Origin of the sequence: Oceanicola sp. S124 (assembly GCF_000220565.1) — a bacterium.
Taxonomy (GTDB): domain Bacteria; phylum Pseudomonadota; class Alphaproteobacteria; order Rhodobacterales; family Rhodobacteraceae; genus Pseudooceanicola.
In genome coordinates this window covers 1-24,037 of record NZ_AFPM01000258.1, presented here as the reverse complement: position 1 = coordinate 24,037, position 24,037 = coordinate 1, and the positions used below count along the sequence as shown (strand labels likewise).

Below are 24,037 nucleotides of genomic sequence, written 5' to 3'. Positions count from 1 at the left end.
ACCGATCAGTTCAACCTCCTCTATCTCGCCTACGGACAGGGCCCGCGCGCACCATTCCTTCGCCTCCTGCGGAGAGGCGATATCCCAGAAAGCCGCCAGTTCGCCGCTGGTGGCAAACCCCAGCCGGTCCAGCGCCCCGTTCATCAACCAATCCAGCGTTTCAGTCACCGCGGGAACATGGCAGTCTCCCAACACGCGAGAGCTTAGATCGTAATACTTGCGGAATGATTGCCGCCGAGAGATTGCCAGCTCGCCGCTGCGCCAGAGGTATTCCAGCGCGGCCTTGGACGGATGCCAGTCCCACCAGCCCGTCGAGGTGGGGGCCTCTTCGGCTTTCAGATCGGCTGAGCAAACCTCTCCATGTGCTGCGACGTGATCGCGAACCTGCTGAAGTTCCTCAAGAAACTTGTCGCCCTGCCAGCGTGGCCAGCGGGCGCGAAGTCGCGCCGCATCGCGGGAAAATCGCAGCTGCCAATGCGGCAACCAGGCGACGGGTATGACCGAGGCGTCATGGGTCCAGTGTTCGAACAGCCCGCGGTCCTTTTCGATCAATCGTTTCAGGCTGCGCGGACGATAGGCCGGACGGCGGGCGAACAGGATCATGTCATGGGCCCGCGCGAGCGTATTGACCGAATCGACCTGGACGAAGCCGAGGCGTTGGATCAGGCCCAGCAAGTCGTCACCCTTCCCCGGTCCAGCGGGTGGTGAACCCAGCTCATGGCGGTGCAGGAAGACCCTGCGGGCAAGCGTATTGTCGAGAATGTCGCGGGGCATCAGCCCATCCGCAGCGTATCGCCGAAGTTGATCTTGGGCGAGAGTTCGACCTTTCCGGCGGGCGCCAGGTCCGGGTTCTCGACGCGCTCGAGAATGATCTCGGCGGCGCGCCGACCGATCTCACCTCTGCAGGAATCCATCGTGGCCAACTTGCGCGGCAGCCCCTTGAGAAGCTCGACGTCGTTGAAGCCCGCGAGGCCCAGCTTGCCCGGAATGTCGTAGCCCTGTTCCATCAGCCAAAGAAGGCCGCCAGCGCCGACGATGTCATTGGAATAATAGAGACAATCCAGGTCGGGGCGACGTTTCATCATTTCTTCGGTCAGTTCGCGCCCCTTGCCCAGGGCGGAGCCGGACGAGTAGAATTCGGTCTCGGCGATCTCGATCCCATTCTTCGCCAGTGCCTCGGTGAACCCTTCGAAGCGCTTCCGGGCGCGATGGTCCGCCCCTAGCCGGGTGCCGAGGAAGCCTATTCTGCGATAGCCCGCGCGCAGGATGGCCCGGCCCATCTCGCGACCGGCGCGGCGATGCGAAATACCGACGGCGCTGTCGATCGGTGTCCCATCCGTATCCATGATTTCGACCACCGGAATGCCAGAGGCTTCGAGCATGGCGCGCGATGGTTCGGAATGTTCCAGTCCTGCAATGATCACCCCGGAGGGGCGCCAGGACAGCATTTCGTACAGGACCTTCTCTTCCTTCTCGGGCTGGTAATCGGTGACACCGACCACGGGCTGAAGGGGCGACGTTTCGAGAACCCTGCTGATGCCGGTCATCACCTCGGGGAAAACCATGTTCGACATTGACGGAATGATCACCGCCACAAGGTTCACTCGCTGACTGGCAAGCGCTCCGGCAATCTTGTTGGGCACATAGCCCATCCGTTTCGCCGCCAGCAGGACTTTCTGGCGGGTGGCTTCGCTGACATCGCCGCGATTGCGAAGCACCCGGCTGACCGTCATCTCGGAGACGCCGGACGCCTCGGAAACATCGCGAAGGGTCAAAGGGCGGTTCTGAGCTCTGGTCACGGGAAGATCCTGTCAGCTGGGCCGAACCTGGGTTCGACGACGTTGACCGATGCTATCCCGCGGTGGCGGTCTTCATCAAGCGGGCAATCCGCCGGAGGATGAGAGCCGACGCGCGCGCCAAGGCGTGTTGGCGACTTGCTGTCATGGCTGCCTCGCGGTGGTGGCTCAGAACTCTGCCCAGTCGTCGCTGGACACATTGTCCGCCGCGACAGGCGCATTGACTGCGGCCCGGACCTGACGGTTCGGCGCGGCGGGAGAGGGCGCCTGAACTGCACGGCGGACCTTGCTGTCGTCGCAGCGGAAGCTGGCTGAAATGCGATTTAGCTTCGCGGCTTCTGTCACCATCATCTTGCCAGTGCCATGAACCGACGAGGCGACGGCAGCATTCTTCTGGGTGACCTGGTCCAACTGGTCGACAGCGGAGTTGATCTCTTCCAGGCCCACCGATTGTTCGCGGGCGGCGGTGGCGATGGACGAGACAGAGGACGAGACCTTGTCGAATTCGCCAATGAGGCTCTCGAAGCTCTGACCGGCGCGCTCGACCATCTCGACGCCACCGGTGACGTTTTCGGCAGACTCCTGGATCAATGCGTTGATTTCCTTGGCCGCTTCGGAACTGCGTTGCGCCAGGGCCCGCACTTCGGAGGCGACGACAGCAAAGCCACGTCCGGCCTCGCCGGCCCGGGCTGCTTCGACCCCGGCGTTGAGCGCCAGCAGGTTGGTCTGGAAGGCAAGGTCTTCGATGACCGAGGTTACCTGTGTGATCTTCTGTGACGAATTGGCGATCTTGTCCATGGCGACCATGGCCTGCGTCACCACTTCGCCGTTCTTCTTGGCGCTCTCCTTGGCGCGGATCATCACATTGTCGGCCTCCGAGGCGCTGTCGGCGGTGGATTTCACCGAGGCTGAAAGCTGGGTGATCGCGGCGGCGGTTTCCTCCAGGCTGGCGGCCTGTTCGATGGCGCGCTGGCTGAGGTCGTTCGAGGCAGTCTCGACGTCATGGGCGGAATTGTCGATTTCACGTGCCGAGTTGACAAGTTCGGAGATCGAGTCGTTCAGCTTCAGCAGGGCGGTGTTGAACCCGTTGCGAAGGGCTTCGTAGTCTTCGGCGAAGGGGTTCCGGATGACCCCGGTCAGGTTGCCCTCTGCCAGCTGCGAAATCGCTCCGGTCAGGTGTTCGACCACCTGGTGCTGCTCCTTCGCACGCCGTTCCTGCTGGCGGCGCATGTCCGCAGCGCTGGCCAGCTTGCCGCGAAGATCCTCAAGGTGGGTGGCGAGGAAGCCGACATCATCGCGCCGCTCGACCATTGGGATGGAGGCGGTCAGGTTGCCATCTGCCACCCTCGCTATCGCCTCACCGATGCGGACAAAGGGCTTCGAGATGGATTGCGCGATCAGCACGCCGATCACGGTCAGCACCAACATGAGGCCTCCGACCTGGGTCAGCAGCTGGTTCCGCAGTTCGATCACGGGCTTGTAGAGTTCATCCTGCTCTTGCGCGACGAGAACGGCCCAGACCGCGTCATGGTATGTGATCAGGGTCCCCATCAGGGCCGAGGGGCGGTCAAGAAGGTTCGGGCCATTGATGAACTGCGCTTCGCCGGAGTTGACCGCCTCGCGCAGCGCCTGGTTCTCTGCGATGGTTTCCAGCATCCTCGGGCCGGTCTCGAAGCGTGAATTGCTGCGCAGCACGAGGTCACTGCCGACGACATATGCCTCGCCGGTTTCGCCCAGCCCCGTGGCGTCGTTCATGATCTGGTTGATACGGTCTGCGGGCAGGTTGTAGATGACCGCACCCATCGGGGCGCCATCGCGCCCGGTTACCACCGTCGCGATGAAGCTGGCCGGTTCGCCATTTGCGGGCTCGTAGGCGGAATAGTCCTGGAAGGCGATTTCACCGTCGGCCTTGGCCATGGCGGCGCGGAAGGCACGGGCCAGACCGGTGTCCTTGTAGGGGCCTTCCAGCAGGTTGGTGGCAAAATCGATGTCCTTCTCGACCGAGTAGAGCACGTTGCCGTCGCGGTCGACGAGGTAGAGATCCTGCAGGTCGCGCACCGAGGCGAATTCGTCCAGGAAGGGGTGATAGCGTCCGTGCACGACATTGTATTGCAGGTCTGATGGTCCCGACATCAGGAAGTCCCGGTCACCGCGCGGGTTCGGGTTGTCGTGGATATATTCCCTTTGCAGCAGGAAGGTCGGCCCGTCGCCGAGCGCGGTCCAGCCGAGCAGGAAGCTGTTCATGGCCGACCGCACGGTGGGGTCGCTGGCCTGGGCCAGCAGAAGCATCTCGGTGTCATTCAGCATGCTTTCCAGCTGCTGGCTGCGGGCTGTCAGCGTTGTCGAGAACCTTTCGTTAAGCTGCTCCTCGAGGATCCGGCGCGCGTCCCTGTAGGAACTGACGGTCAGCACCGCGGCCACGACCAGCGCAAAGAGCGTCAGGATCAGCGGCAGTTTCACGGCCAGTCGCATGTTCCCCAGCGGAGAAAAGGAAGCGGCCTTCATGCCGATGCGCGCACCCGCGCCGTCGCTTGCCGTCATGTCTTCAACCCTCTTGCTCATTTGCGGCCGGATCACTGCGGAACGCAGAGCCGACCGAAGGCGGCCATCCGGAAGTCGGGGCAAGCTATGGCAGCAGTGCTTTAAGGACGGCTTAAACGTGCAGGGATCTCGGCAACTTCCCCGGATTATTTCTGTTGCATTGAAACGAACGCGCGGGCGGATCAGCCGATGACAAGACAGTTTGACCGCGCTAAGACGGGCACGCGGCCCCGTGGCTCAACTGGATAGAGCAGCCCCCTCCTAAGGGGCAGGTTACAGGTTCGAATCCTGTCGGGGTCACCATGAAATCAAAGATTTACGTGGATTTTGGGGAGTTTCTCCCTGCTTCATTGACCCAAAGGTGGTCCACCGAACCCCTGCGAACCAGCGGCGCGACGCAGGTCGCCCGGTGGAAACTGGCGACATATCGACCTGGGGACAATCGGGTTGGAGTGCCCGAGAATCTGGGCGATCTCTTCAATCGGCATCCCAGCGTCTTCCCTGAAGCACCCTGCGGGTTGTCCCAGGTCGTGCTGAGTGCAATGGTCGATTCCGGCCCGTGCGCCGGCTGCAGTGAAGCCGGTCATGATGGAGCCAACCTGCCGCCCGCCCCATTCGATAAACAAGATCAGAGGGTGCGGACGCCTGAGCTGTCCTGAGGGCGGCCAGCAGGGCGTCGTTGACAGAACGCCAGCCTGACCCCTGCGGGCCTAAGCCCGAGGCCGGGAGGCTGATGCTGCGTCGGTCCCGGCCGACGCGCGACCAGGCAAGCGCCAGTCGCGCATCAATGCGCCCATCGGTGGTGAGCATCAGAAACATGGCCAAGCGGAGATCCGGTTCACTGCGCCCGGCGTTCGAAGGCTGCACCAGCGATGATGCTCCCTGGGCGCAGCCTTGGCTCGGGTCGCCGAGCCAAGGAAGGCCGCCCGAAAGGTTCTGGGGGAAGCTTGGGCGACCGCGGGGGCCGCATCACTGAGCCGCGGTCCCGTGTCGGCTGGGGGGATGGCCAAATCTTCTGGCGAAAGCGCGGGTGAAGTAGGCGGTATCGTTGAAACCCAGTGACATGGCCAGATCTGTAATACCGACCGCGCCACGCCAGCAGCACAGCGCCTCGGCCGCCCGGGAAAGGCGCATGTCCAGGATCGTGCCTTGCAGCGTCGTCCCCCGGGCGTGGAAGGCGCGTTGAAGGCGGCGGGGGCTGACCCCCATCTGCCGCGCGACCATCGTTGGGGACAGTTCTGGATCGGGCAGATGGCGCGCGACATAGAGCACGGCCGCGCGATGGAGAGACTCGGTGGCGGTCACTTGCACCCGCTCTGTGGGCTTCAACATGCCAAGCGCATCCAGAACGCTGCGCGCCAGAATGTCGCGCTGCGCCTCTGCCGGATCGCTTTGGAGGAACGTGAGGGCCGTCTGCAGGATGCTGCCGACGCAGGCCACCTCGGGGCGTGTTGCGGCGTGGCGACCGGCCAGATGCTGCGGGTCTCCGTAGCGCGCAGCGAACTCCTGATACGGCAGGCGCAGGGTGATCAGATCGCTGTCTCCGGCAGCAGAGGCGGACCAGGGATGAGCAAGGTCGCGGATGAAGATATCCCCCACGTTAACCGCGATGGGGAGATCGTCGCCAGAGATGTAGGTGAAGCGGCCCGCGCGAGGCAGGCTGAAGATGATCGCGTCATCGGCGCCGACTGCGGTTTCCGGGCGGCGCTTCAAGGCCTGCGCAGGACTGAAGGTCATGACGGACAGGACCGCAGGACCGAGCGGCATGCGGGCAGCACGTCCGGCAAAGTCCGTGAGATCTCTGGGGCTGACCTGTAGGCCGCCAAAGGCGCTCTGGCCCCATTCTGTCCAGCGGCGCAGCCCGTCCCGGGGGCGGAACCCCTTGGTGGTGAAGTGATCCCAACCCGGCCCAGGGGGCGGCGGGTACGCCGTCTCCTGCATGTGCTCCTCCCGTCCAGACTGTTGGGCTGACGCCTCGGTCCAATCTGCTGTCGCCCTGGTCCAAGGCGTCTCCTCGATCGCAGGCTAGTCTTGGAAGGCGTCACAGGACAAGAGGAGGAGACTTGCCATGACATCGCTTCAGCGGAAGATTGACCAGCACGCATCCGCATTGGAGATGCTGCGGACCTCGCAGATGGGGCCTTACCAATTCCCGATCGCGGCAGAGTTTTCCAACTGGCGGGAGGAGCAGCGTGCCTGGCGCGAGGGCGTCGCGCTGATGGACCAGTCCTTCCACATGACGGATCTGTATGTCGAAGGTCCCGATGCGGTCCCCTTCATCGCCAGTCTCGCCATCAACGGGTTCAGCGGTTTCGGGGATGGGAAGGCGAAGCAGTTGGTCTGCTGTGCGCCCAATGGCTACGTGATCGGCGATATGGTCCTGATGGGGCTGGGCGAGGCCTTGCTGAACGTCATTGGTCGCCCGACCGTGGCCAGCTGGATCGAATTCAACGCCTCGCTCGGCAAGTTCGACGTGACCTGTCGCCGCGACGAGCGCAAGCTGGACAGCGACAGGCCCAAGAAGACCTTCCGCTTCGAGGTGCAGGGCCCGCAGGCCTGGGACCTTCTGGAAGACCTGAACGGCGGCCCACTGGAGACCTCGGGTTTCTTCCGCATGGGCCATATATCGGTCGGTGGGGAAACCTATCGCACGCTGCGGCATGGCATGGGGGGCGCTCCGGGCCTGGAGTTCTGGGGCCCGGTTGAGCACTACGACCGCGTGAAGGGCCTGCTGCTGGAGGCCGGCACGAAATACGACCTGCGGCAGGTGGGCGCGCGTGCCTATGGATCGGCCACGGTGGAAAGCGGCTGGTGGGGGTGCGTCTTCCCGGCGATCTACTCGGACGAAGCCATGCGTGCCTACCGCGAGTGGTTGCCTGCGTTCAGCTTCGACGGCCTAGCCTCGCTGGGCGGCAGCTTCGCCAGCAGCCGGATCGAGGACTATTACTTTACGCCTTGGGATCTGGATTATGGGCGGCTGATCCGTTTCGATCACGACTTCATCGGTCGCGAGGCTCTTGAGAAGATGAAGGACAGCCCACATCGGCGAAAGGTGTCGCTGGTGATTGATCCCGCGGATGCCACCGCCGTCTACAGCAGCCAAATGGGCAATGGGCCCAAAGGCAAGGCGATGGAGGAACCCTCGGCGCATTACGCAGCCTATCCCTTCGACGCGGTAAGCACGCGCGATGGCCAGGCTGTGGGGGTGTCGTGCTACCTGAACTTCATCGCGCCGGATCGCACCTGGGTCGCCCTCGCCTGCGTCGACGAGGGGATGGCCGCAGAAGGCACTGAGCTCTCGCTGCTATGGGGCGAACCTGACGGCGGATCGCACCGTCCGACCGTAGAGCGCCACGTCCAGATGCCTCTGCGCGGCACGGTGACCAGCTGGCCTTTCTCGAAGAGCGCGCGCGCTGGGTACCGGGCCGTCTAGGGGCACCAAGACATGCGCCCCCGGGGCGGCATTCAGTGTCGCCCCGGGGTTTTCGGCGCGGGTCAGGGCCGCCGACAGCCTCTCCGCCACCCGCTCAGGGGGGGGTGCAGAAACGCGTCCGGAGCCATTGGCGCCCCGCGCCAAGGCTGCGCCCTTGAGTGTCCTGGGCCTGAGCTGATGGCGACAGGACTAAAGCAAGGCCACCGGGCGGCACCAACCGGCAGAGCCGCGCGCGACCTTCACCGGGAAGCAGATGACCTCGAATCCGGTATCCGGCAGCTGGTCGAGATTGGCCATCTTCTCCATGTGGCAATAGACCGTCTCGGCGCCAGCCTTGTGGCCTTCCCAGAAGAGATCCCACTGGCCGGTGGCCTTGGCCTTGTCGGCCACGCCCTTCAGCGGCGCGTCCCAGCTCCAGGCGTCCGTGCCGCAGACCTTCATGCCGCGCTCGGTCAGCCAGAGCGTCGCCTCGCGTCCGATGCCGCAGCCCGCCGCCAGATAGCCCGGCTCTCCGTAGAGGGCGCCTGCGCGGGTGTTGACCAGCACGATGTCTCCCGGCTTCAGCTCATGGCCGATGCGGTCGAATTCCGCAGCCATCTCGGCGGCGGTGACCACGTGACCGTCTGGCATGTCGCGGAAGTCGAGCTTCACGCCCGGCCCCATGCACCAGTCCAACGGCACCTCGTCGATGGTGATGGCGCGCTCGCCCTTGTTCATCGTCGGGTGATAATGCCAGGGCGCATCCAGGTGGGTGCCGTTGTGAGTGGTCAGCGAGAGCTTTTCTGCCGCCGCGCCGGCCCCGTCCAGCTGGTGCTCGACGGGGATGCCGAACATGCGGGCATAGTCCTCGGCGCCGGTGTCATGGGCCTTGTACTCGATCGAGGGGCCCATGCCGGGCGGATCGGTGGGGAAGGCGTCGGTCAGCGTGACCGAGAGGTCGATGATACGGCGGCTCATGCGCGGCCTCCCTTGACGACCTGCTGGTCGATGGCCCCGAAGAGCGGTGCCTGATCGCGGCTGCGGCACTCCATGAAGACGCGGTCTCCGAAGTGCATGTAGGGGGTGCTCTGCTTGCCCTCGTCCAGCAGCTCGATGGCCCGGCGCTCGGCGATGCAGGTCGAACCCACCTCGCGGTAGGTCTCGTTCGAGACCGTGCCGGAGCCCAGCACCGTACCCGCCACCAGGTCACGCGACTGCGCGGCATGGGCGATGAGCTGGTCGAAGCCGTAGCTCATCGGGTAGCCCTCGGCGAGGCCGAAGCGGGTGCCGTTCAGGTCCACCTGAAGCGGCAGGTCGATGCGGCTGTCGCGCCAGGCCTCGCCCAGCTCGTCGGGGGTGAGCGCGACGGGGGCCACGGCGCAGGCGGGCTTGGCCTGAACCCAGCCGAAGCCGGTCTTCATCTCGACGGGGGCGATGGCGCGCAGCGACCAGTCGTTGATCTGCACCAGCAGGCGGATGCGCGCGGCGGCCTCGGCGGGCGTGCTGCCCATCGGGACGCTGTCACAGATCACGCCGAATTCGCCCTCGAAGTCGATGCCGTCGTCTTCCGAGGGCAGCGGCACGTCCTGCGCCCCGCCGAGGAAGCAATGCGACATGCCCTGGTACATCAGCGGGCGGCCTTCCGGGTTCGGATCGGCGCCGAAGACCTTCTGCATCAGCGCGCCGTGGCTGTCATAGGCCGACCCGTCCAGCCATTGCCAGGCGCGGGGCAGGGGGGCCAGCGCCCCGGCGGGCTGGAAGGGGGCGCCGCCGCCGTCGTTCAGGGCGGCATATTCCGCCTCGAGCGCCGGGGCGAAGCTGTCCCAGTCCTCCATCAGCAGCCGCAGGCTGGAGACCGCCGCCGCAGGAATGCAGCGGCTGTTGTCACGGCTGACCAGGTGCAGCCGCCCGTCGGGGCTGCCGTCTGCGAGAGTGGCGAAACGCATTTCAGCCCTCCACGCCGGTACGGCCGCCGAGGGTCTCGGCGAACCAGTCGGCGATGTAGTTGCGGCCGTAGCTCATGTTGTCTGCGCCCACGTGCTCCACGCCGCCTTCACGCTCGGTGAAGATCTTCAGCTTGCGGAGCGGAGAGTTGACCAGCTGGTCGTAGGACTGATGCGCGTAGTCGAGCGCGATCTGGCGGTCCTTGGAGCCATGGGTGACCAGGAAGGGCACCTTGATCTTCTCCATCTGGCCGTCGAGGCAGAAGCCCGCGGCCTTCTCGAAGAAGGTATCCATGTCCTTGGCGCCGAAGACCCACTTCACGTGGTCCCAATAGTGCGGGACGGGGTTCTCGCCCTCGCGCTTCAGGCGCTTCTGCTGCACTTCGGCCCAGTTGTGGTTGGCGCCCCAGACGGCACCGGAGGCAAAACGCGGCTCGTTGGCGCAGACGCGGGGCGCGTAGTAGCCACCCAGCGAGATGCCGGTGATGCCGATGCGCGCGGCGTCCACGTCCTCGCGGGCCGCCAGCCATTCGTAGATCGGGGTGCCCCATTTCTCGCTGTCGTAATGCGCGGGCAGGTCCAGCAGGCGCAGGCTTTCGCCGGTGCCGGGCTGGTCGACACAGAGCGTGGCGATGCCGCGCTTGGCCAGTTCATGAGGCAGCCAGGACCAGTAGAGCAGCTCCTTGCAGCTATCCAGACCGTTCAGATAGACCACCGCAGGTGCCGGCCCCTCGACGCCCTCGGCGGGGGTGTAGAGCACGGGGATGACCTTGTCGCCATAGGGGACCTCGAAGCGCTGGACCTTGTCGCCGGCCTGCCGGGTGCCCTGCTCGAAGTTCGCGAGGCCCTTCTTGTAGGTGACCATGCGTTCAGGATCGCCCTGGCCCTGCATGCGTTCGGCAACGATGTAGTAGAGCGCCGCGCGCTTGCGCATCTCGCCGGCCGAGAAGAAACGGCCCTCGGCTTCTTCCTCTTCCGCCAGCCCGATCAGCTTGTCGGCCACGCCGACCCAGGCGTCCATGAAGTCGCGGGTGCCTGCGTCTTCGCCGTTCTTCGCCTTCTCTAGCAGCGGCTGGCACATGTCCATGATCTCGCCGATCTGGCCGCCGGAGCCGAGCGCGATGGAGACCGTCAGGTTCCAGACGTAGTTGGGGAAATAGTTGAACATCGCCATGGCAAGGGTCCTTTGATCTGCGGGGGTGTCCCGAGGCCGGGGCCTCGGATCAGGGTGAGCTATTCGGCGTGGATCCATTCGGAAAATGGAAAGTCATGATGCGGGGCATTCATCCGCTGAATGCCCCGCGCCGGTGTCAGTAGTCCTGGAGGTCCTGGGCGATGGCGACCTCGCCATCGAAGGCGGCAGAGATCTCCTGCGCCCAGCCTTCGGTCATCTCGGGCGTGATGCGCGCGCCGGCGGAAAGGTGGGTGGCGACGATCTTGCCCGCCTTGGCCTCGGCGGCCAGGCGGCCGACCTCCGCCGGGGACAGGTGGTGGCTGGAGAGATGCTGCTCGATCTCGCCGATCAGGTGCTCGGGGGCGGTGCGGCGCACGGCCTCCATGGTCGAGGGCAGGTCGATCAGCTCGGCCACCAGCAGGTCGACGCCCTGCGACAGCTCGATCACCGCATCGGACCAGCCGGTATCGCCGGTGTAGACGATGCTGCGATCGGGGGTGTCGAAGCGGAAGGAGAGGGATTCGTACTTCTGATCCATCTCGCTGCCATGGGCGAAGCTGTAGTGGCTGTTCTTGGCCGTGGTGACGGTGACATCCCCCAGCGAGAAGCTCTCTCCGCCACGGATTTCCTGCACCTGGACCAGCTCCTCGGCGGTCATGATGGTGGCATCTTCCATGCCGTAGGCGGCTTCCATCGCCGGGCCCATGCCCTCGACCATGCCGGCGATCAGCGCCTTGGTGCCCGGAGGGCCGAAGATCATCACCGGCTTGGCCGGGTTCGTCTGGAAGCGCTGGCCGAGCACGGCGAGCAGGCCGCCGACGTGGTCGAAATGCAGGTGGCTGAGCAGCACGTCATCCACGTCGCCCATGCGCAGGCGCTTGGCGGCAAGACGGATCGACAGGCCGTCTCCGGCGTCGACGACGATGTTGCGGCCGTTGACCTGCAGCAGGTTCGCGGGCTGCGACCGGTCGGCGCGGGCGATCGGGCCGCCGCCGCTGCCAAGCACGGTGAAGCTGGTCTCGGCCATCGCCGGAAGCGCGGTGCAGGCCAGCAGCGCAAGGGCGGCGGCGGGTCGTTTGAAATGTCGTGCGAACATCTGGGTCTCCTCCCCATGTCGGGCCGCTTGCAGGCCCGGTGTCGGAACAGTGCCGGGCCCGCCCAGAGGAGCGGACCCGGTCGTTCGATCAGCGGCTGGCGCGGATGCCTCGGGCGAAGCAGGCAACCGAGAGGCCAGCGACGACCACGGCCATCAGGCCCAGGGCTTCGATGGAGATACCTTCCAGCAGGGCACCACCGATGATCGGGCCAAGCGCCGAGCCGGTCATCAGCATGGCCGGGGTGGCGGCGGCGGTCCGGCCGGACGTGTCCATGCGGGACAGCAGGCCGAAGGCGAAGGTATGGGTGAAGACCTGCACCGCCACGAAGATCGCCGCTACCGGTGCCCAGAGGGCGAAGACCGAGGCGAAGGTGATCACCAGCGCCAGCACCGCCTGGACCATCGGCCCCGCGATCACCACGCGGCCCGCCGAGATACGCTTCTCAAGCAGCGCGGCCAGCGGGGCGGGGCCGACGAAGTTCACCAGGCCTAGCGCGATCAGCGTGCCGACGATGGCTTGCGGTGCGAAACCGCGGGCCGAGCCGATGACTTCGACGAAGGAGAAGACCATGGCCTGGTTGAAGGTCATCAGGCTGACGCCCGCGACCACCGCCATGACGCCGGGCGCCAGCGGGCTGCGCGGCGTGGCACCCTGGGTGCGGTCCTCGACCTTGGGGAAGGCCAGCAGCGAGATCAGCGTCGCCAGCGCCATGATCGCGCCGAAGCTGAAGAACAGCACCATGCCGCCATGCTGCAACATCAGCTGCGGCACCGCGCCCATGTAGATCACGCCGAAGAGGCCCAGGCCGATGCCGGCGAAGGCAAAGAGCCGGTGCGGGTTGCCGGCGCGGCCCATGGTGCCATGCACGAGGCTCAGCGCCATGCCATTGGCCAGGCCGCCCAGCAGATGCAGGGCCGCGAGCGGCAGGAAGGCGGTTTGCTGCGAGGCCAGAAGGAAGGCCAGCGCCGCCAGGCCGAAGCCCGCCACGGTCAGCGCCTTGCGCGGCAGCCGGGTGAAGTTGCGCGCGGTCAGTACGCTGGCCAGCACGGCGCCGAGCAGGAACAGCGTCACCAGGGCGCCGGCTTCACGCGGGCCGAAGCCGAACCGGCCGATCAGCGCGCCGACCCAGACGGGCAGCGCGACCAGATCGACGAGGCCCGCACAATGTCCCACCACGAGCGCGATGGCTCCGGTGCGTTTGATGCCTTGCGCGGGGGCCATGGCCGCCGCGGGGGCTGCAGTGTCAGTCATCTTTTCTCCTCCCTGGTGGTCGGCTCCTCTACCGACCGTTCCTTTTGGCTGCCCGTTGCCGGACAGACGACGTGGTGCCTGCTCAGACCGGTTCGGTCAGGGCCATCATCGAACGTCCCATGATCGCGTTGTGCTCTCCCTGGTCGCCGCGCTGCACCTCGATCTCCGAGAGCCGTGCGGAGTTCTCCACCACCATGTTGCAGCGCTCCCAGCGGCGTGCCTCGTGCCGGGCGAAGGCCTCGGCCACGGTGCCCTCGCGCATCAGCTCTTCGGCCAGCACCACGCCGTCTTCCATGCCGATGCAGGCCCCGGCACCGAGGTGCGGGGTGGTGGCATGGACCGCGTCGCCGATCAGCATGACGCGGCCGACGTGCCAGGGCTGGGGCAGCAGCAGCTTTTCGAGCGGGCGATAGATCAGCTTGCTCTCCTCGCTCAGCGCCTCCTTGACCGCGGTCAGGATGGGCGAGGGGAAGCGGTCGAGCATCGCCTTCATGGCGGGCAGCAGCTCGGCCTCCTCGATCCAGTCGTTGCTGGGCCGGTCCTCGGTGATGAACATGTAGCTGCGGCCTTCGGAAACCGGGTTGATCCCGACTTTCAGACCGTCGCCCAGCCACATGTTGAGCGAGTTGAGACCCTCGGGCGTCGGCAGCTCGGCGCGCCAGACGGCCTGGCCCACGTAGGCGGGCTTCGGGGCATCGGGCATCAGCGTGGTGCGGGTCTTGGAATAGAGCCCGTCGGCGCCGATCACCGCGTCGTAGCGACCAGAGGTGCCGTCGGTGAAGGTGACGGTCACGCCCTCGGCGTCCTGCTCGATGGTCTCGAAGCTGTGGCCCAGCTTGACCGAGACCCCGGCCGCGCGGGTGGCTTCCGACAGGATCGCGGCCAGCGCCGGGCGCATGATGGCGGCATTGCCGGGCAGGCCGGTGCCGGGCATCGGCGGGGTGGGCAGGGTGACGATCTCCTGATCGTTGTGCGGCATCCGCACGATCAGCCCATCGGTCGCCGCACCTTCGCGCTTGAAGGCCTCGAGAATGCCCAACTGCTGGAACACGCGCAGCGTCGCGCCGTGCAGGCTGATGCCCGCCCCATAGCTGCGCCAGCCGGCGTCGATCTCTACCAGGTCGGTCTCGATGCCGCCGCGGGCCAGCATGATGGCCGCGGACATGCCCGAGAAGCCACCGCCGATGATCAGGACCCTGCGTGCGCTTGCCATGGTCTCTCCTCCCGTTTTCACTGTCAGCTCTCCCGTGCTGCGCGTCCGGCGACCTGGGCCGGTACGCTGATGGACCCGTCCGGCGCCTCCGAGAGGGGGACACGGGTCAGTTTTCTTCCCAGGCAGGGGCCTGACACGCAGGCCCCCGTCTCGATGTCGAAGAGTGCGCCATGGGCATGGCAGGCGATGTGGGCGCCCTCGGCGTCGAGGTAGGCGTCCTTGCGCCACGCCATGGGCGTGCCGCCTCGGTAATGCGGGCAGGAATCCATGTAGGCATGGAGCTGCCCGCCGCGGTTCACCACGATGACATTGCGCGGCGCATCCGGAAGCGGCAGGAAACCGCGGGCGGCGCCTTCTGGAATGTCATCGCGGTGGCACAGTCTCAGCTGGCCTGCGCTCATGCGCCGGAACCGCCTTCGGGACCTCCGCTGGGCGCCCACTTCTCGCGCCATTGCAGCAGGAAGATCTGGCTGGCCTCGGGACCGTTCGGGGCCTCGCGCGCGACCCAGCTGTCATCGTGCTTGTCCATGTCGGCGTCGTATTCGAAGTGAACGCCGAGGGGGCTGTTGAAGTACCAGAACCAGTTCGAGCCGAACTTGTGCCGACCCGGTCCCCAGAAGCTCTGGTAGCCCTTGCGGACGAAACGGTCGCCGGCAACCATCAGCTCGGTCGGGCCGCCCATGTGGAAGGCCAGGTGCTCGCAGCCCTGCATGTAGGCGGGGGTGCGGATGAAGAAGTGGGTGTGGTGGTCGTCATTGGCCTGCGGACGCAGGAAGGGACCCGCGCCGGTCAGCACGTCGGTGACGACGAAGCCCAGGCGGTCGCAGAAGAACCGCACCACCTTGTCCATGTCGGGCACGAAGAGCACGACGTGGCTGAGCGAGCGGGGCAGGGCGGCCATGTCGTCGGTCACGCCCAGCTCGTTCGGAGCACGCTGCGCCGGGGCGCCGGGGGCGTTGATCTTCTCGGCCGGCATCGACAGCTCGCGCCGGATGGTGACCTGGAAACGCAGCTCGAAGCCCAGGTCGTCCTTGAACTCCAGGGAACCGTCCGAAAGCCGGGTGACCCGGCGGTCCTTCGACATCTCGGCCTCGATCTCATCCAGCGCGCCGGCATCCTCGACGCCGTAGATCTGCTGGCGCAGCATGTTCTTGGTCTCGAGCGGGGCGGGCAGGCTGGGATCGGACTTGGGGCGGATGATGACCCCGGTGCCGTCCAGCGCTTCATAGAGCCAGCCGGTATCGTCCAGCTGCACCGGCTTCAGGCCGAAATCCTTGAGGTAGGTCTTCGATCCCTCCAGATCGTCAACCCCGAACACCAGGTAGTCGGGTCCGATGATGCGCATGGCTGAGCTCCTCCATCTGCCTGCACCCGGATCGGGGCGGGTGCGAATCCTGCTTGCCAATCGTGTAGCTCTCGTGGAGGTATTTAGGAAATTGCTCCGATGAATGGCTGCCATTCATCAGGTGAATTGATGGGGAGGGTGACCGGATGCGTTTCAACAAGCTCGACATGAACCTGCTGGCGGCGCTGGATGTTTTGCTGAAGACCCGCAGCGTGACCCGGGCGTCCGAAGAGATGTTCATCACCCAGTCTGCCATGTCGAACGCCTTGGGCCGGCTGCGAACCTTCTTCGACGATCCGCTGCTGGTTCAGGTCGGGCGGGGCATGGAGTTGTCGCCGCTGGCGGAGACGTTGCGCGAGCCGGTGCGCGAAATCATGATGCGGGTGGAGAGCGCGACACGTATCCGGCCAGTGTTCGAACCGCTGAGCGATGCGCGGACGTTCAACATCGTTCTGTCGGACTACTCTCTGGCCGTGCTGGGCGGGCCGCTGGCGCGTGCCGTGGCCGAGCAGGCGCCGAACATCCGCCTGAACCTGCGCCCGCAGCACTCTGACCCGAGCAAGCTTCTGGACAGCGGAGAAGCGGACATGCTGATCGTGCCGGACTACCTCGGACCGATCGACCAGGATCACGAGATCCTCTTCGAGGACGATCTGGTGGTGCTGTTCGACAACGACAGTCCCCATGCGCAGGGGCCCATGACGCTTGAGCGTTTCTCTGCCGCGCCGCAAGTCCTGATGGAGCCGCTGAGCGGCCACAAGAGCTATTCGGAGGTCGCCATGCGGGAAGCCGGAATCGTGCCTCGCACGGTGATGTGGTCCTATCTCTTCTCGGCGATCCCCGATCTGATCAGGGGCACCGACCGGGTCGCGTTGATCCAGAAGCGGCTTGCGCGCGTTGCCGTGGCACGGGGCGGGCTGGCCGAGTGCCCGGCGCCCTTCGCCATCGCGCCGCTGCAGCAGAGCATGCGCTGGCACAAGCACCGCACCCGTGATCCCGGGCTGATCTGGCTGCGCGGGGTCGTGCGTGCCTGCGTCGGCGACTCGGAAGGCTGAGTGGGCAGGGCTGTGCAGGCCCGTGTATTCATCCTGTGAATACATGAATGCAGTACAATCAATTTTTGATTTGCCCCTGCCTCTCGTTACGGTCCGAGTCGTGAGGAGGTGCCTGGTCGCCAAGGGGATGTTGCGACCGCGCAGAGGAGGAGAGGACATCATCGAACTTTGACCGCTGTCGTGGAGCCTGCCGGCTCCGTGACGGAGGGTTTCGGATATCCGCGGGAGGTCCGCGGTAGGCGTGTCCCGGCCATGAACGTCGGGGCGCGACCGGTCGGATCATGCCCGCGGCCTGGCCGCGCGCTGCGCGTGTCGGCTGACTGGTGGAGGCAGGAGGGCCTCCGCATCATCATGCATCATTGGAGGAGCGAGATGCTCAAACTCATTGCGACCTGCGCTTTGGGCGCTGTAATCCTGTGCCCGGCAACGGCAGCCCAGGCAGACGGGCCCCCCGCCATGGGGCCCGGGGGCCTGCCGCCCCTTTCGATCCAGGTTCTGGCCAACATGGGCAAAAGCGGGCTTCTGGGCATCATGTCCTCGAACGAGCGCTATGGAACGCTGCAGGGACGGGTCGGTGTCGGCCGTGCGATGATCGCGCTGGCGGATCTTCCGGGGACGCCCTCCGAGGGCTACTCGGATGACCTGGGTGACCTGATCATGCCCCTCAGCGGTATTGCCCAGCTGAACAAGGGGCCCAGCGAGACGGCTTCTTACCTGCGTTTCAGCCTCGACAACCGCTGGACCGATGCATCCCCGACCAGCAATGGTGGCACCGAGCTGGAGACCGACAGCGAGCAGCACGGGTTTTCCCTGCAGTATCTCTACGCGCCGGGGCCGGACCTGCTGATGGGGATCGGCATCGAGGCAAGCCGCAACGAGGTCGAGATGCTTCACAATGGGGGCCACATCGGAACTGAAAGCCTTGCCTTGCGCGCGGATGTCTTGAAGGTCGTGAATGACCATTGGGGCCTCGCGATGCGTGCGGCCTGGTTTGATGAAACCTCGGACACCAGCATTCCCCTGCCCATGGTGACCATGGACTCGCGTCAGGACGCAAAGCGGCTGTACCTGCAGTTCGATGCGGTTGGCACCTTCACTCAGACAGATGTTCCGTCTCTGCCGGAGGGCTGGATTCTGCGCCCCAACGTCGGTGCCGCCTGGCAGAAAACCTGGTTCGAGGAGACGACGAACTCCCTGGGTGGCACGGTGATCGGCCCAGGCGGCAATGCCACCGAGACCTATGGTTCGGTCTATGCCAAGGCTTCGCTACAGCATGTGGGGCCCGGCAAGATCCATCCCTATGTCGGCCTGGGAGTCGATCTGGAAGTCGCCAATTCCTACGACGGCCTTGTTGACGAGGCGGCCTATCTGAACAGTTTCATCGGCGCGACCGTCAATCTGTCTCGCTCCGCGATGCTCAATGTCGTGTACGGACGCTATGACGGTTTCAACGGAAATCGCACGAAAGAGACGCTGGTGGTCGGGCTCAACATGACCTTCTGATCTTCTCGGAAAGGTCTCCCCGCAGGGGATGACGGCAATGCCCTGGTGTGTCCGGGGCATTGCTCGAAATGTGCCTCTGGCTGCGTAACTTGCCTTTGGCTCTAGGGTACCGGCCTTGGCGGCAGGAAAGCCGCTCTTCGATGTTCCGCATCGGGTAGGCTCTTGGGGGCACCTTCCCCTACTCTGCGGGGTCTGCCCCCTCCAGAGGGCGGGATGCAGGTTCTGATCCTGCCGGGGTCGCCATCGTTTGCTCTCTTGGAAGGAAAATCGTTTCAAATTCGGCGGCTTGAGGTGCCCAGTTGAATCACCCGTTCCGAATCGCGGATCGGCGGACGCTCATTTGGTCCGTCTTGCGGGGAACGCTCGGCTTCGGACAGGTTCACTCAGCCTCGCGCAGATGGCTTTCGGGTGCCTGGCTGGTCCGAGGGGCGTAGATCGGGAAGGTGAGGTGCTTCCTGATGAAGGCGCGGGAGGCTGCCGGCGTCGCGCAGGGCGCCCGGTCGACCACGGTGCCGAGGATGGTCAGCCGATAGACCGGCGCTCCCTCCCAATCCGTGTCCCGGAAGATCAGCCGGTTGCGGATCAGTTCCTCCAGGACTTCCATGGCTTGCGGGCTTGGGCATGAGAGGGCGCTGTTGAAGGACAAGCGGTCCTTGCGGCCATGGAAGGCCTTGCCCAGGAGAGCACGGGCCCGAGGCGAAAGATCCGGGGTTTGCATGATGTCCTCCCATATGTGTTCCGCAAATGTTCTATATCCGGCGCGGGAGGGGATCAAGGTGCCCAGATGCCAAATCGGACTGCGGAGAATGTGGGCCAGGTCGGCTTCGCAGGGCTGTGCTCCGCCACGTGCAGGCGGGGCAAGGGCCGCCCTGGGCAGGGCAGGCTGGAAGGTTCGCCGGCACCCATCTGGCGACATGCCCTTCCCACCTGAAGCTGGTTCACAAATGGCCGGGGCGGTCGCCAGCGCGCGCGGGGGGCTGCCGCGACATGGGGTATGACCGCCCGGCCAGGCTTCAGCTAGCGCGCAGCCGGGGACAGGACCGCACGCCCCAGGACCTTGCCCGCTTCGAGCAGGTTCAGCGTTTCTTCGGCCTGCTCCAGCGGGAAGAGGGTGCTGGGGATCGCGTCGATGGCTCCGGTGCGGGCGATCTCGATCAGCTCCGCGAACTCGGTCAGGGAGCCGACGTAGCTGCCCATGATATGCACCGATTTCAGCGTGATCATCGGCAGTGACCAGGGGGCGGCGCCGCCGAAAAGGCCAACCGTGACCAGCTTGCCGTTGCGGGGCAGCGCGTCGAAGGCCAGCTTGGCGGTCGCCTCGGCGCCGACGAAGTCCAGGATCGCGCGGGGGGGACGACCACCGCAGGCGTGGGTGATCTGCTGTAACACCTCCGGATCGGCGGGGTCGATCACCGCCACGGCGCCGGCCTCCAGCGCGGCGGCCCGCTTGGCGGGGTCGATGTCGGCCACCACCGGGGCCTGTGCGCCCAGGGCTGCCAGCAACCGGATGCACATCAGCCCCAGGCCGCCGGCGCCGATCAGCAGCGGCGCTTGCTCGAAATAGCTGCCTTCAAGCTTCTTCAGCGCCGAGAAGGTGGTCAGCCCCGAGCAGGCCAGCGGCGCTGCACGGGCCGGGTCCATGTCGCCGATGTCGAACAGATAGCGGGGGTGGGCGATGCGCAACTGGGTCGCATAGCCGCCGTCGACGTGGATGCCGAGATAGCGGGGCGTGGCGCAGAGGTTCTCGTCGCCGCGCCGGCAAAGCTCGCAGTCGCCACAGCCGCACCAGGGGAAGACGACATAGGTGCGGGACATGTCGATCTCGCCGGCGTCTGGACCGGCGGCGATGACACGGCCGACGGTCTCGTGGCCGACGGTCAGGGGCAGCTTGATGCCCCGGTCGGCATAGTTCAGCCGCTCTCCGCGGCCCAGGTCGACGCCGCCTTCGCGCATGTGCAGGTCGGTATGGCAGACGCCCGCCGCCACGACTTCAAGGATCACTTCGGTGCCGGTCGGGGTCATGTCGGGGCGCTGCTCGCTGGCCAGCGGCTGGCCGAAGTGCTGGATGCATTGGCACTGCATGTCGGGTCTCCTCCCTGTCGCGCTCACGCCCGGGCGCGGCGCATCTGCTTCATGATGTTGAGCTGATGGATCTGGCTGGTGCCCTCGTAGAGGCGGAACAGCCGGATATCGCGGTAGTAGCGCTCGATGCTGGAATGATCGGCGACATAGCCCGCCCCGCCGAAGACCTGTACGCAGCGGTCCGCCACGCGGCCGCAGGCCTCGGAGGCGAAATACTTGCAGATCGAGGCTTCCAGCGCGATGTCGCGCCCCTCGTCGCGGGCGCGGGCGGTCTGCAGGACCAGGGCGCGGGCGGCCTCGATGTCGGTGCGGCAGTCGGCCAGCAGGGCGGCGACCAGCTGGAAATCCGCGATGGCGCGACCGGACTGGTGGCGGGTCTCGGCGTGCTCCAGCGCCATGTCCAGCATGCGGATCGCCGGCCCGGTGCAGAGCGCGGCCAGGTGGATGCGCTGCTTGTTCAGCACCTTCATGGCAGTGCGGAAGCCCTGGCCCTCGACCCCGCCGATCAGGTTGCGGGCGGGGACGCGGACGCCCGACAGATGCACCTCGCCCACGGGCGAGCCCCGCTGGCCCATCATCCTGTAGCCTGCCGAGGTGGTCAGGCCGGGCATCGAGCGTTCGACCAGGAAGGCCGAAACGCCGCGCGCGCCGGGCGTGTCGGGATCGGTGCGGGCCATGACGGTGAAGAGGTCGGCAATCGGCGCGTTGGTGATGTAGCACTTCATCCCGTCGAGGATGTAGTCATCGCCATCGCGCCGCGCCGAGGTGGTCAGCGCCGAGGCGTCCGAGCCCGCCTCGGGTTCGGTCAGCGCGAAGCTGCCCGTCATCTCTCCGCTGGCCAGCAGGGGCAGGTAGGTCTGTTTCTGCCAGTCGGTGCCATCGGCCACCAGCGCCTCCGAGCCGATGCCGGTATTGGTGCCGACGCGGGCGCGGAAGGCGACGGCACATTGCGACAGCTCCATCGCGCCCAGGACCAGTTCCTCGGTGGTCAGGCCAAGGCCGCCGTATTCCGCCGGGATGGACCAGCCGAAATAGCCGCGTGCGGCCATGTCGGCGACGATTTCGGCCGGCACCTCGTCGCGCTCGTCAACGATGTCCTCGGCCGGATGGGCGGTGGCGCGCACCCAGTCGCGCACGCTGCCTAGCAGGCTCTCCAGCTCTTGCGGGTCGCGGATCATCGGCTCTCTCCCTCTCCGCCCTGCGGGCCGAAATCCGGCGTGCGCTTTTCGAGGAAGGCGGCGAGACCCTCGCCGGCCTCGTCGCCGTAGCGCGCGGTGTTGATGCCGCGCGCTTCGAGGTCGAGCTGGGCGGCCAGGCCGTTCAGGGGGGCGGCTTCGATCTCGGCCTTGATGGCGGCCATGGCGGTGCGGGGGCCTTTCGCGCAGGCGCGGGCCAGCTCCATCGCGCCCTCAAGCGCGCCGCCCTCGGGGGTCAGCAGGTTGATCGCCCCGGCCTGGTGCAGCCGGGCGGCGGGCAGGGGACGGCCCAGCAGGCACATCTCGCTGACCAGCTGACGGGGCAGGGCCTCGCGCAGGAAATGGGTGGTACCGCCGTCGGGGGTCAGGCCGATCTTCACGTAGGCCGCCGTGAACTTCGCCGCCTCCGAGGCGACCAGCATGTCGCAGGATAGCGCCAGCGCCAGCCCGAGACCCGCCGCCCCGCCCTCGACCGCGCCGATCACCGGCAGCGGGCAGTTGCGCAGCGCCAGGATCATCGCGCCGAGGGCGTCGGTGTTCTTCATCACCTCGGACAGCGGCAGAGCGCGGCCTTCCTTCAGCGCCGAGACATTGCCGCCCGAGCTGAAGAAGCCTCCGGCGCCGGTCAGCACCACGGCGCGCAGATCGCGGCGGGTGGCGGCGTCGATCAGCGTGGCGCGCAGGGCGTCGTACTGGTCGCGCCCGATCGAGTTGCGGGTGGTGGCGCCGTCGAGGGTGATCCGCAGGATGCCCGCCTCGACCTCTTCGGCGCGGATGTCGGTGACCGTGCTCATGCCTGCCCCCTCCCGTTGGCGTCCCAGTGCATCGGGCCACCCAGGGCGCGCGGGAAGCCGTAGCCATTGACCCAGACCACGTCGATGTCGTCGCGTGAGCGGGCGATACCCTCGGCCAGCAGGGCCTCGCCCTCGGCGATCATCGGGTCATGGGTGCGGGCGATGATCTCTTCCGCCGAAATGGCGCGTTGGCGGATGCCCTGGCCGCTGGCGAGGGCGGCGATGATCTCGGCCACCTCGTCCGAGGGATGCTTCCTGCCGTCGACGTAATCGTACCAGCCCTTGCCGGTCTTCTGGCCCAGGCGGCCACGCTCGCAGAGCGTATCGGCGACGGGTTCGCTGAGGCCCTCGGCCTTGCGCATGCGCCAGGCGATATCGAGACCCGAGAGGTCCTGCACCTCGCAGGGGCCCATTGGCCAGCCGAGGGCACGGAAGGCCTCGTCGATCTGGCTGGGCGTGGCGCCCTCGCAGAGCAGTTGCGGCACGGCACGGTTGCGGGCCTGCAACATGCGGTTGCCGACGAAGCCCCGGCAGACGCCGACGGTGACGGCCTGCTTCTTCAGCCGCTTGGCCAGCAGGCTGGCGGTCTGCATCACGTCCGGGGCGGTCTGGTCGGCCTGCACGACTTCGAGCAGCTTCATGATGTTCGCGGGCGAGAAGAAGTGCAGCCCCAGCACGTCCTGCGGTCGCGCGGTGGCCTGCGCGATCTCGTTCACATCCAGGTAAGAAGTGTTTGTCGCCAGGATCGCTCCGGGTTTCGCCACGGCGTCGAGCTGGGCGAAGAGGCTCTTCTTCACGCCCATGTCCTCGAAGGCAGCCTCGACGAACAGATCGCAATCGGTCTGGGTCGCCAGGTCGGTGGTCGCGGCGATGCCGCCCTTGCGCGCCCCGGCTTCGGCCTCGGAGATCCGGCCCTTGCCGGCCATGCCGTCATAAAGCTTGCCGATGGCCGACAGGGCGGCGTCCAGCGCCTCTTGCGACAGGTCGCAGAGGGTGACCGAGAGGCCGGCATCGGCGAAGGCCATGGCAATGCCGCGCCCCATGGTGCCGGCACCGATGACGCAGACGCTGGACACCTCGCGCGCCGGGATGGCCCGGTCGATGCCTGACTTCGCGGCGGCGCGCTCGGCGAAGAAAAGGTGGCGCAGCGCGGCCGATGTGGGCGAAGCGACGGCCCGAAGGAAGATCTGGCGCTCTTTCGCCAGCGCCGCGTCGACGGGCAGAGACTGGGCATTGAGGATGGATTGCAGCACCACCAGTGGGGTTGGCGCGCGCAGCTTGCGTTGCTGCGCGGTGGCCTGCAGGTGCAGGTGGTCGGGATCGGCCGCCGGGGCGGTGGGGCGGTCGCGCACCAGCGCGGGCTGGGTGCCTGCGGCGATCAGCGCGCGCAGCCGCGCGGCAGCGGCCTCGGCGGGATCACCCGGTACCACCTCGTCGATCAGCCCATGGGACAGCGCGGTCTCGACGGCCATCATCTCTCCGCTGCCGGCAAGGGTCTGGGCCACTTCGGCACCGGCCAGCCGCGTGGCGCGGACGGTCCCGCCCGAGCCGGGGATGATGCCCAGGCGCACCTCGGGCAGGCCGACCTTGCTGCCGGCACGGGCGATGCGCAGCCCACAGGCCAGCGCCACCTCG

General features: G+C 66.4%; 20 protein-coding genes and 1 tRNA gene. 4 read left to right on the top strand and 17 right to left on the bottom strand.

What is annotated here, in order from left to right; all coding sequences use genetic code 11:
- From OS124_RS0117525 to OS124_RS0117515, 3 genes are all read right to left on the bottom strand, one after another.
- The coding region (locus OS124_RS0117525) for a winged helix-turn-helix domain-containing protein (protein WP_010141151.1) at positions 1-774 on the bottom strand (774 nt) is incomplete at its 3' end.
- Positions 774-1,799: a LacI family DNA-binding transcriptional regulator gene (locus OS124_RS0117520; RefSeq protein WP_029375536.1), complete on the bottom strand. Its 1,026-nt coding sequence runs from the start codon at positions 1,797-1,799 to the stop codon at positions 774-776. The genes OS124_RS0117520 and OS124_RS0117525, both read right to left, overlap by 1 nt.
- Before the next feature lie 165 nt (positions 1,800-1,964).
- Positions 1,965-4,337 (bottom strand): methyl-accepting chemotaxis protein, encoded by a 2,373-nt coding sequence (locus tag OS124_RS0117515; protein WP_010141148.1) that lies wholly within the window; start codon positions 4,335-4,337, stop codon positions 1,965-1,967.
- A gap of 226 nt (positions 4,338-4,563) precedes the next feature.
- Here OS124_RS0117515 and OS124_RS0117510 point away from each other — a divergent pair.
- A tRNA-Arg gene (locus OS124_RS0117510) sits at positions 4,564-4,640 on the top strand.
- 666 nt (positions 4,641-5,306) lie between these two features.
- Here OS124_RS0117510 and OS124_RS0117505 read toward each other — a convergent pair.
- Positions 5,307-6,278, bottom strand: coding sequence for a helix-turn-helix domain-containing protein (locus tag OS124_RS0117505; RefSeq protein ID WP_010141147.1), 972 nt, complete (start codon positions 6,276-6,278; stop codon positions 5,307-5,309).
- A 127-nt stretch (positions 6,279-6,405) separates the two neighbouring features.
- On the opposite strand from OS124_RS0117505, the gene OS124_RS0117500 reads away from it, so the two are divergent.
- Positions 6,406-7,770: an aminomethyltransferase family protein gene (locus tag OS124_RS0117500; RefSeq protein ID WP_010141146.1), complete on the top strand. Its 1,365-nt coding sequence runs from the start codon at positions 6,406-6,408 to the stop codon at positions 7,768-7,770.
- A gap of 189 nt (positions 7,771-7,959) precedes the next feature.
- Here OS124_RS0117500 and OS124_RS0117495 read toward each other — a convergent pair whose 3' ends face one another.
- The 8 genes from OS124_RS0117495 to OS124_RS0117460 all read right to left on the bottom strand — a co-directional run bounded on the left by OS124_RS0117495 (position 7,960) and on the right by OS124_RS0117460 (position 15,772).
- Positions 7,960-8,727: a cyclase family protein gene (locus tag OS124_RS0117495; RefSeq protein ID WP_010141145.1), complete on the bottom strand. Its 768-nt coding sequence runs from the start codon at positions 8,725-8,727 to the stop codon at positions 7,960-7,962.
- Positions 8,724-9,695 (bottom strand): fumarylacetoacetate hydrolase family protein, encoded by a 972-nt coding sequence (locus tag OS124_RS0117490; protein ID WP_010141144.1) that lies wholly within the window; start codon positions 9,693-9,695, stop codon positions 8,724-8,726. The genes OS124_RS0117495 and OS124_RS0117490 overlap by 4 nt, the downstream gene beginning before the upstream one ends.
- Before the next feature lies 1 nt (position 9,696).
- Positions 9,697-10,866 (bottom strand): alpha/beta hydrolase family protein, encoded by a 1,170-nt coding sequence (locus OS124_RS0117485; protein ID WP_010141143.1) that lies wholly within the window; start codon positions 10,864-10,866, stop codon positions 9,697-9,699.
- Positions 10,867-11,002: 136 nt separating this feature from the next.
- Positions 11,003-11,962, bottom strand: coding sequence for an MBL fold metallo-hydrolase (locus OS124_RS0117480; RefSeq protein ID WP_010141142.1), 960 nt, complete (start codon positions 11,960-11,962; stop codon positions 11,003-11,005).
- An 88-nt stretch (positions 11,963-12,050) separates the two neighbouring features.
- Positions 12,051-13,214 (bottom strand): MFS transporter, encoded by a 1,164-nt coding sequence (locus OS124_RS0117475; protein ID WP_010141141.1) that lies wholly within the window; start codon positions 13,212-13,214, stop codon positions 12,051-12,053.
- A gap of 82 nt (positions 13,215-13,296) precedes the next feature.
- On the bottom strand, positions 13,297-14,427 hold the full coding sequence (locus OS124_RS0117470; RefSeq protein WP_010141139.1) for an FAD-dependent oxidoreductase: 1,131 nt from the start codon (positions 14,425-14,427) through the stop codon (positions 13,297-13,299).
- Between the two features lie 23 nt (positions 14,428-14,450).
- A complete protein-coding gene (locus OS124_RS0117465; protein WP_010141138.1) occupies positions 14,451-14,828 on the bottom strand; it encodes a Rieske (2Fe-2S) protein in 378 nt (125 codons plus the stop codon).
- Complete coding sequence (locus OS124_RS0117460) at positions 14,825-15,772, bottom strand: VOC family protein (protein WP_010141137.1); 948 nt, start codon at positions 15,770-15,772, stop codon at positions 14,825-14,827. Before OS124_RS0117460 ends, OS124_RS0117465 begins: the two co-directional genes overlap by 4 nt.
- Positions 15,773-15,918: 146 nt before the next feature.
- Between OS124_RS0117460 and OS124_RS0117455 the strand changes: the two genes are divergently transcribed.
- A complete protein-coding gene (locus tag OS124_RS0117455; RefSeq protein ID WP_010141136.1) occupies positions 15,919-16,827 on the top strand; it encodes a LysR family transcriptional regulator in 909 nt (302 codons plus the stop codon).
- A gap of 372 nt (positions 16,828-17,199) precedes the next feature.
- Positions 17,200-18,330 carry an autotransporter domain-containing protein gene (locus OS124_RS0117450; protein ID WP_138919580.1) on the top strand — a complete coding sequence of 377 codons (1,131 nt, stop codon included), beginning with the start codon at positions 17,200-17,202 and terminating at the stop codon, positions 18,328-18,330.
- Positions 18,331-18,709: 379 nt separating this feature from the next.
- Here the strand turns inward: OS124_RS0117450 and OS124_RS0117445 are convergent, their stop codons facing one another.
- From OS124_RS0117445 to OS124_RS25115, 5 genes are all read right to left on the bottom strand, one after another.
- Positions 18,710-19,048: a hypothetical protein gene (locus OS124_RS0117445; protein WP_138919579.1), complete on the bottom strand. Its 339-nt coding sequence runs from the start codon at positions 19,046-19,048 to the stop codon at positions 18,710-18,712.
- Positions 19,049-19,347: 299 nt separating this feature from the next.
- Positions 19,348-20,412, bottom strand: coding sequence for an alcohol dehydrogenase (locus OS124_RS0117440; protein ID WP_010141133.1), 1,065 nt, complete (start codon positions 20,410-20,412; stop codon positions 19,348-19,350).
- A 23-nt stretch (positions 20,413-20,435) separates the two neighbouring features.
- Positions 20,436-21,590 carry an acyl-CoA dehydrogenase family protein gene (locus OS124_RS0117435; protein ID WP_010141132.1) on the bottom strand — a complete coding sequence of 385 codons (1,155 nt, stop codon included), beginning with the start codon at positions 21,588-21,590 and terminating at the stop codon, positions 20,436-20,438.
- Positions 21,587-22,402 (bottom strand): oxepin-CoA hydrolase, alternative type, encoded by an 816-nt coding sequence (locus OS124_RS0117430; protein ID WP_010141131.1) that lies wholly within the window; start codon positions 22,400-22,402, stop codon positions 21,587-21,589. The genes OS124_RS0117435 and OS124_RS0117430 overlap by 4 nt, the downstream gene beginning before the upstream one ends.
- The coding region (locus OS124_RS25115) for a 3-hydroxyacyl-CoA dehydrogenase NAD-binding domain-containing protein (protein ID WP_010141129.1) at positions 22,399-24,037 on the bottom strand (1,639 nt) is incomplete at its 5' end. The genes OS124_RS25115 and OS124_RS0117430, both read right to left, overlap by 4 nt.